The following is an 8,081-nucleotide window of genomic DNA, read 5'->3' as shown; positions in this document are numbered from 1 at the left end:
CATGTATTCCGGCAGTGCAATCATCCAGCTGGCGAGGATGGCGAGCCAGATCGCGGTGCCCTTGTAGCTGAGATGGCCATACCAGGCGAAGGTCATGAAGACGTTCGAGCCGATCAGCATGGCGATCGGCAGGAGATGGGCGGTGGAGAGGGCTGGCATGGGGATTGGCGATCCGAGGCTGTTTCTACAGAAAGCCTAACCAGCGCGCGGGGTTCCCGATAGAGCCGGTTCAGCCGTAGCGCAGCTTCATGGTCAGGATGGTGAGGACCAGCACCAATGTCACGGCATTGGCGCCGATCAGCGGCCAGGACATCAGCAGGAGCCCGTAGACCAACCAGAGAATAATGCCGAGCGCGAAGAATATCTGCGTCCAGAGCGAAATCGCGCGTGTGTCCCGGGTCCGGATCGTGTGCCAGGCCTGGGGCAGCCAGCACAGGGTCGTCAGCGCGGCTGCGGTGAAGCCAAGATGCTCGGTGGTGGCGACAGGCATGGGCGGAAGCGCCTCGAATCAGATTCTGCCCCTGCCATAGCCGTCTTTTGCGACTTTTGCGCGCAGTTCGCGCATGGTTAATCTCCTTTAACCATTCGGCCCTAGTTTTGCGCCATTCCTTGGGTTTCGGTGGGTTCATGCGCGCATTCAAACTGGCTTTTCCGCTCATCCTCTTCGCGTCCGGCGCCCAGGCGGACTTCCAGTCCTGCCTTGCCGGCCTGCGTTCGGAGGCTGCAGCGAAAGGCGTGTCCGGCGCCACATTCGACCGGGCCATGGCGGGCGTCACGCCCGACATGAAGGTGATCGAKGCGATGAACAACCAGCCGGAGTTCAAGACTCCGATCTGGGATTATCTCGGCACGCTGGTCGATGACGAGAAGGTGGCGGAGGGGCGCAACATGCTGCGCCAGCACGCCTCGACCCTCGCTGCGGCCGAGCAGCGCTTTGGCGTCGACCGCCATACCATCGTCGCGGTCTGGGGCGTCGAGAGCGATTTCGGCAAGGCGCGCGGAAAGATGCCCCTCGTCCAGGCSCTCTCGACCGGGGCCTGTCTCGCACCGCGTCGCAACGCGTTCTTCAAGGGTGAGCTGATCGCGACGCTGCAGATCATCCAGCGCGGCGATGTCCGGGCCGACCGCCTGATGGGGTCCTGGGCCGGCGCCTTCGGCCACACCCAGTTCATCCCCTCGACCTATATGCGCCTCGCCGTCGATGGCGATGGCGATGGACGGCGCGATCTCGTCGACTCGATTCCCGACGCACTGCATTCGACCGCCAATTTCATGGCCAAGGCCGGCTGGGTGACTGGCGCGGCCTGGGGTTACGAGGTCCGCGTCCCCAACGGCTATTCCGGCCCGACCGGGCGCAATCCGAAGCAGCCGGTCTCATCCTGGGCTGCACGCGGGATCGTCAAATATGACGGCTCGGGACTGTCCGGCTCGGGCAATGCCGGGTTGCTGATGCCGGCCGGCCGCAATGGTCCGGCTTTCCTGGTCTTCAAGAACTATGACGCGGCCTACAGCTATAACGGTGCGGATTCCTACGCACTTGCCATCTCGCTGCTCTCGGACCGTATTCGCGGCCGGCCGGGAATCCAGGCCGACTGGCCGACCGACGATCCGCCGCTCTCGCGCGAGCAGCGTCGCGAATTGCAGCGCTTGCTGATCGCGCGGGGCTACAATGTCGGCGAGCCGGACGGCGCCGTCGGTTCGCTGACCAGGGCGGCCATCAAGGAAATCGAATCGCAGATCGGCATGCCGCAGACCGGCCGGCCGGGTGCCAAGGTATTGCGCGCGCTCAAGGGTGGACGGGGATGACGATGCTGGATCCGAAGCGACGGCTGATATCCACCGGTTCGCCGTTCGAGCTCGCCTTCGGCTATTCGCGCGCGGTGGTCGATGGCGACCTCGTCTTCGTCTCAGGCACGACGGGCTATGACTAYGTCACCATGACGATGCCGGAGGATCCGGCGGAACAGGCGCGCAACATCTTCCGGACACTGGACGCGGTCCTGACCGAAGCAGGATCTGCACTCTCCAACGTCGTGCGCGCACAGTATTTCGTCACGGATCGCAGCTATTGCGAACCGGTTCTCACCGTCTGCGGCGAAATCTTCGGACAGATCCGGCCGGCGGCCGGCATCTATGTCGTGTCCGGCCTGCTCAAGCCCGAGATGAAGATCGAGATCGAAATTACGGCCCGGCTGCGCGGTTAGTCGGGACGGCACGCTTCAGATACCCAGGAAGCGCCTGACAGGCTCTGGTCCGTCCGACGCCGTCAGGTGTGTCCACGGGCCGGATGCTTCGACGCGGCCATTCCTAACGAAGGCAAAGAGGTCGGCATGGCCGGCCGCCTCTTCCGGCGTGTGCAGCGTCATTAGCACGGTGAGGCCGTGTTCGCGGCGAAGCGCATCGACGCGCTCGATCATCTCGCGGCGTAGCCCGGGGTCRAGTGCGCCGAACGGTTCGTCGAGCAACATCAGCGGTTTGCCGCGCAGGAGGGCGCGGGCGAGGGCGACGCGCTGACGCTGACCGCCCGAGAGTTCCGCGGGTCGGCGGGCTGCGAAGCCGGCGAGATCGACCGCGGCCAGCGCAGCTGCCACGCGCTCGTGCTCGGAGGGGTCKAGCCGCAGTGACGGTTTCAGTCCAAGCGCGACGTTTTCGGCTGCCGTGAGGTGCGGGAAGAGATTGTGATCCTGGAACAGGATTGAGACTGGTCGCCTGGCTGGTGCGAGCGGCAGCAGGTCTGCGCCGGCAAAGCGGAGGGTTCCGGCCGCAGGCTCTTCGAAGCCGGCGATGGCATGGAGCAGGGTTGTCTTGCCGCCGCCTGACGGGCCGATGACGGCGCAGAGCGCGCCCGCTGGAATGACGAGGTCGTAGCGCGCCTCGAATCCGGGATAGTCGAGGGACAGGCCCGCCAGTTCAAGCATGACGCGCACTCCAGCGCTCGGTCAGGTAGGCGAGCCCCCCGGCCGAAAGCACCAGCACGAGCGCCAGCGCTCCCGCTTCATCCATGCGATAGGCGCCGAGGCGGTTCGCCAGCAGATAGGGCAAGGTGGTGAGCTCGCCGCCACCAAACAGAGCAATGACGCCGAAATCGCCGAGCGAGAGCGCCGTGGCAAAGGCGAAGGCGGCCGCCAGCGGTGCGCGCAGGGCCGGCCATTCGACGAGACGCAGCCGGGTCCAGCCGGCAATGCCGAGACTCTCTGCCAGCCTTCCATGGCGTTCGGCGCTGGTCGCGAGTGGCGGTGCCAGCAACCGATAGGCATAGGGCAGCGCCATCAGGGCGTTGACGAGCGGCACAAGCAGCAGACCGAGCATTGCAGGATCGGCGAGGTTGCGGGTCAGGACGTAGAGCCCTGCCACGAAGGCGAAGGGCGGCAGGCCAAGCATGGTGAAGGCGGCAAGGTCGGGAAGTCCCGGGCGCGGTCGGCGTCCGCGCGCGGCGCTGGCGAGCAGTACGGCAAACAGGCAGGCGAGGAGGCCAGCGCCAAGCGCGATCGCCGCGCTCGTCGCGGCAGCCGATGCGAATTCGGCGGTCGCGAGCATCGGTACGGCTGCGAGGCCGTTTGCGATGCTGAGGAGAGGCGGTGCGATCCATGCCGTCGCCAGAATGAGAACGAGGCAGTCCAGTCGCCGCAGGCAAGGTGCGAGGATATCGGGGCGGACTGCATGGCGCTCGGCACTTGCCTCGTCGCGGGCCGCCGGCGCGAGTGCGGCGAGCGCAGTCGCAAGTCCGAGGCAGAGCACAAGCTGGAGGCTGGCGAGAGCGGCCGCGCGGGCGAAATCGGCCTCGAAACGGACCGCTTCGTAGATCGCTACTTCCAGCGTGGCATTGGCAGGCCCGCCTCCAAGCGAGAGCACGACGGCAAAGCTCGTGAAGCAGAGCAGAAAGACGAAGGTGGCAAGCGCAGGGGCTTCGCGCCGGATCACGGGCCAGTCGAGATGCCGGAAACAATCGGCGGCGGAGAAGCCGAGCGCCGAGGCCAAGCGCCTCCGCTCGCCCGGTTCGCGGCCGAAGGCCTGAAGCAGCGTGCGCGTCACCAGCGGCGTATTCATCAGCACATGAGCGATCAGGATACCCTGGAGCCCGTAGATCGCCGGCGGTTCAGCACCGACGGCACGCGCCAGGTCGCCGAGCAACCCGGAACGGCCATAGATCGCGACGACGCCGAAGACGATAACGATCGTCGGCGCGACGGCGGCGGCGGTCAGCACGGCGAGCAGGAGGTTGCGGCCTGGGAAGCGGCGGCGCAGCAAGGCAAGCGCCAATGCTGTGCCCAGCAGGAGCGAGAGCAGCATCGACAGGCCCGCTTGGACAGTCGCTCCTGCGACCAGGCGAGCGAGATAGGGGCCGAGCGACGACAGGGCCGCGACGTTGCCGCCGGCTCCCGCCAGCCCGGCGAGCGAGGCGCCGGCGAGCGCAAGGATGGCAAGCGCAGTGAGCGTGGCCGGGCGGAACAAGGCCTCAGCGGCTCGCTGCGGCGAGCCAGGCGTCGATGAAGCTTCGGCGCTGCGTGCGCACCTCGTCCGGCGTGAACAGCAGGGTCCGTTCCGGCTTGATGACATCGGCGAACGAAGCCGGCAGTCCTCCTGCCGCCTGTTTCGCCGGCATCATCCAGTTGCCTTCCGGGATCAGCGATTGGAAGGCGTCCGAAAGCGTGAAGGCGAGGAAGCGTTTGGCAAGTTCCGGCTGCCGCGTCGTGCGCGTCATGCCGGCGAGTTCGACATGCAGATAGTGGCCTTCGCTGAAGGGGGCGGCCTTGTACTGCGTCTTCTTCTCGGCGCCGATGTGATAGGCCGGCGATGTCGCGTAGGAGAGCACCATGTCGGCCTCGCCCTTGAGGAAGAGCCCGTAGGCCTCCGACCAACCCTTGGTGAAGGTGACGATGCGCGGCTTGAGCCTGGTCCAGGCGGCGTCGGCGCCATCGCCATAGACGGATCGCATCCAGAGCAGGAAGCCAAGCCCGGGCGCGCTGGTGCGCGGATCCTGCAGCACCAGCTTTGGCCCATTGGGATCGTCGACAAGCTGCTTCAGGCTGGTGGGCGGCGCGGCCAGTTTGGTTGAATCATAGACGAAGGCGAGATGCCCCCAATCGAAGGGCAGGAAGGTATCGTCGGTCCAGGCGATGGGCAAAGTGAGCGCGGCGCTATCCTGGCCATGGGGCTGGAACAGTCCCGTCGCCTTGGCTTCTGCGGCAAGGTTCATGTCGAGGCCGAGCACGGCATCGGCCCTGGTCGCCTCACCTTCCAGCTTCAGGCGCGCGACGAGGGAGCCGGCATCATCGCTTGCGACCCAGTTCAGCGTGCAACTGCATTGCGCCTCGAAGGCCGCCTTCACTTTCGCGCCGGGACCGTATTTCCCGGTGAAGGAGGAATAAGTGTAGACCGTCAGGGCCGGTTTCTCCTGGGCCATGGACGGTGTCGCAAGCAGGAGCGCCGAGAGCGCGGCGGCGATCCGGGTCATCCGGCTGTTCAGAAAGGTCATGGCGTCACCCCGCATGCATTCGACGGCGGGCCATGACGGTCGAGAGGGAAGGCCGTCTCCCGTTGCGAGACGCCAGTGCTCAATCCCTCCGCCGGCACGATCCGGATCAGGTTCGACGGGTTGAAAGCCCTGCGCTTCCCTCTCAGCCCGAAACCGCCGGGCACCCCGTTGAGACGGTCAAGGGAATAGCGAGCGGGCCGGGGCGAGTCCAGTTGATGGCGCCGGGCCATCGCGAGGGGCATTGCGTCTGGCCGCATGATCATGCTGGTATATCTCTTGCTTAACAGAAGGCAGGCGCCTGGCGCGAAAGCTCAAGAGCAAGGGGATGCCGCATGCGACTCAATCGCCGTCAGATTCTGGCCGGAAGTTCCGCTTTAACCGCTTCCAGCCTCGTTGGATTTCCGTCGCGCGCGCAGTCGCGCACCAATACGCTGCGCTTCATTCCGTCGACGCCGTTGCCCTCCCTCGATCCGATCGTCGCCACGAGCTATGTCATCCGCAATCACGGTTATCTGATATATGATACCTTGTTTGCGACGGACGCGCAGTTCCGCATCCAGCCGCAAATGGTCCAGAGCTGGGAGACTGCGCCGGACGGGCTGCGCTGGGCCTTTCATCTGCGCGACGGACTGATGTTCCACGACGAGCAGCCGGTCAGGGCGCAGGACTGCATTGCCTCGATCAAGCGTTGGTCGGCGCGCGATGCCTTCGGGCAGACTTTCGCGACATTCGTCGAGGGTTACGATGTCGTCGATCAGCGCACCTTCGCCATCCGCCTGAAGAAGCCCTTCCCGATGCTGCCGGACGCGCTCGGCAAGCTCTCCTCGAACGTGCCCTTCATCATGCCCGAGCGCGTGGCCATGATGGAGCCAACCAAGAACATCACGGAGGCGATCGGTTCCGGACCCTGGCGCTTCATGGACAAGCAATGGGTGCCGGGCCAGAACGCGATCTATGAGCGCTTCGCCAAGTACAGGCCGCGAGAGGAGGCTCCGTCCTGGGCCGCTGGCGGCAAGGTCGCCAAGATCGACCGTATCGAATGGTTGCCGCTGACCGAGGTTTCGGCCGCAGTCGGTGCGCTGATGCAGGGCGAGGTGGACTGGTACGAACAGCCGCCGGTCGATCTCCTGCCCCTGCTCAAGAGCAATCCCGAGATCGCGATCGAGAACGTGCCGCTCGGGCTGATCCTGCTGATGCGTTTCAACCATCTGCAGCCGCCCTTCAGCAATCCCGGCATCCGCCGGGCGGTGATGATGGCAATCGATCAGACCGACTACATGGAGGCGGTCGTCGGCAGCAAGGACTACTACAAGGAGTGCAAGACCTTCTTCACGCCGGGCTCGCCAATGTCGACCGGAGCGGGCGGACAGGCTGCACTTGGCAACAATCTGGAGCGGGCCAAGGCCATGCTGCAGGAGGCCGGCTACAAGAACGAGAAGGTGCTGCTGCTGGCCCCCGCCGACCAGCCGATCGCCTATAACCAGTGCCTGGTGACACAGGAGCTGCTGAAGAAGCTCGGCATGACTGTCGATCTGGTCGCGACCGATTGGGCCAGCTTCATCGGCAGGCGCTCCAACCGCGGATTGCCGGACCAGGGCGGCTGGTCGGTGTTCCACACGCTCTGGTCCGGCGCCGACGTGCTCAATCCCGCGCTGCATCCGCTACTGCGCAGCAATGGCCCTGCTGCCTGGTTCGGCTGGCCGGAGGATGCCACGCTGGAGGGTCTGCGCGATCAGTGGATTGCAACGCCTGATGTGGCCAAGCAGAAGGAGCTGGCCGCCTCGATCGAGAAGCGCGCCTTCGAGACGGTGCCCTATGCGCCGGCGGGGCTGGTGCAGCAGCCAATGGCCTATCGCAAGAGCCTGACCGGCATGGTGCTCTCGCCCGTCCAGTTCTTCTGGAACATGGAGAAGAAGGCCTGAGGACGGAGCAACTATTGCCGTCGGAATACTGGCTGATGCCAAAGGCACTGCGCTAGCGGCTCCGATCCGTAAGCCATCGCCACCGCTCTGCGAGGGCTTACGGCGCTCCGCTTCACTCCGGCCGGAGTGAAGCGGAGCGGTGCTGGCACCGATCGTACAGCTTCTGCTTGCTGCGCAGGCGCGCTGCCCTGCGGCTGCGCTTGCGTCACTCCCGTTCCCCGCCTAATCAGCCCGGCAAGGCCGCTCTGGCCCCAGCAACATCCGACAAACGCGTGAGGCGACCATGGCGACCCACAAGCTCCTCCTCCTGCCGGGCGACGGCATCGGCCCCGAAGTGACCGGCCAGGTCGAGAAGATCGTCGGCTGGTTCGAGAAGCAGGGCCTCGCCTCCTTCACCATCGAGCGCGGACTCGTCGGCGGCGCTGCCTATGACGCGCACAAGGCGGCGATCTCGGAAGGCGACATGAAGCTCGCCCAGGATGCCGATGCGGTGCTGTTCGGCGCTGTCGGCGGCCCGAAATGGGCGGATGTGCCCTATCAGCATCGCCCCGAAGCCGGCCTGCTGCGCTTGCGCAAGGATCTTGGCCTGTTTGCGAATCTGCGGCCTGCGATCTGCTATCCGGCGCTGGCTTCCGCCTCCTCGCTCAAGCCCGAGGTGGTCGAGGGGCTCGACATCCTGATCG

Annotated in this window: 9 protein-coding genes and 1 riboswitch; of the genes, 4 read left to right on the top strand and 5 right to left on the bottom strand. The window is 65.6% G+C overall.

The window, feature by feature from the left end:
- On the bottom strand, positions 1–159 hold a 159-nt coding region (locus AC1D34_RS30195), incomplete at its 3' end, for a DMT family protein (RefSeq protein ID WP_476826196.1).
- Positions 160–229: 70 nt separating this feature from the next.
- The gene (locus AC1D34_RS30190) at positions 230–490 is read right to left on the bottom strand and encodes a SemiSWEET transporter (RefSeq protein WP_476826195.1); all 261 of its coding nucleotides are present in this window, start codon (positions 488–490) and stop codon (positions 230–232) included.
- Between the two features lie 137 nt (positions 491–627).
- Here AC1D34_RS30190 and AC1D34_RS30185 point away from each other — a divergent pair, with 137 nt between their 5' ends.
- Positions 628–1,806, top strand: a complete 1,179-nt coding sequence (locus AC1D34_RS30185) for a lytic murein transglycosylase (protein WP_476826194.1) — start codon at positions 628–630, stop codon at positions 1,804–1,806.
- A complete protein-coding gene (locus AC1D34_RS30180; protein WP_476826193.1) occupies positions 1,803–2,204 on the top strand; it encodes a RidA family protein in 402 nt (133 codons plus the stop codon). The genes AC1D34_RS30185 and AC1D34_RS30180 overlap by 4 nt, the downstream gene beginning before the upstream one ends.
- 15 nt (positions 2,205–2,219) lie before the next feature.
- Here AC1D34_RS30180 and AC1D34_RS30175 read toward each other — a convergent pair whose 3' ends face one another.
- From AC1D34_RS30175 to thiB, 3 genes are read right to left on the bottom strand one after another with little or no spacing between them, the layout of a single operon-like run.
- Positions 2,220–2,918, bottom strand: coding sequence for a thiamine ABC transporter ATP-binding protein (locus AC1D34_RS30175; protein ID WP_476826192.1), 699 nt, complete (start codon positions 2,916–2,918; stop codon positions 2,220–2,222).
- Positions 2,911–4,452, bottom strand: coding sequence for an ABC transporter permease family protein (locus AC1D34_RS30170; protein WP_476826191.1), 1,542 nt, complete (start codon positions 4,450–4,452; stop codon positions 2,911–2,913). The genes AC1D34_RS30175 and AC1D34_RS30170 overlap by 8 nt, the downstream gene beginning before the upstream one ends.
- A 4-nt stretch (positions 4,453–4,456) precedes the next feature.
- Positions 4,457–5,476, bottom strand: a complete 1,020-nt coding sequence (gene thiB / locus AC1D34_RS30165; protein WP_476826190.1) for a thiamine ABC transporter substrate binding subunit — start codon at positions 5,474–5,476, stop codon at positions 4,457–4,459.
- 66 nt (positions 5,477–5,542) lie between these two features.
- Positions 5,543–5,654: riboswitch (TPP riboswitch) on the bottom strand.
- A 154-nt stretch (positions 5,655–5,808) separates the two neighbouring features.
- Between thiB and AC1D34_RS30160 the strand changes: the two genes are divergently transcribed.
- Together AC1D34_RS30160 and AC1D34_RS30155 are read left to right on the top strand one after the other, a co-directional pair.
- Entirely contained in the window at positions 5,809–7,398 is a 1,590-nt protein-coding gene (locus AC1D34_RS30160; protein WP_476826189.1) for an ABC transporter substrate-binding protein, read from the top strand.
- A 283-nt stretch (positions 7,399–7,681) separates the two neighbouring features.
- A partial coding sequence (locus AC1D34_RS30155; RefSeq protein ID WP_476826188.1) for an isocitrate/isopropylmalate family dehydrogenase occupies positions 7,682–8,081 on the top strand: 400 nt, incomplete at its 3' end.

Source organism: Allobosea sp. P1_A7, assembly GCF_056406775.1.
The sequence above is the reverse complement of the archived record's forward strand: the minus strand, read 5'-3'. Positions and strand labels throughout refer to the sequence as shown.

Bases quoted from the DNA above. Each gene is read 5' to 3' on its own strand.
- AC1D34_RS30190 (WP_476826195.1), bottom strand. From the start codon at position 490: ATGCCTGTCGCCACCACCGAGCATCTTGGCTTCACCGCAGCCGCGCTG.
- thiB (WP_476826190.1), bottom strand. From the start codon at position 5,476: ATGACCTTTCTGAACAGCCGGATGACCCGGATCGCCGCCGCGCTCTCG.
- AC1D34_RS30160 (WP_476826189.1), top strand. From the start codon at position 5,809: ATGCGACTCAATCGCCGTCAGATTCTGGCCGGAAGTTCCGCTTTAACC.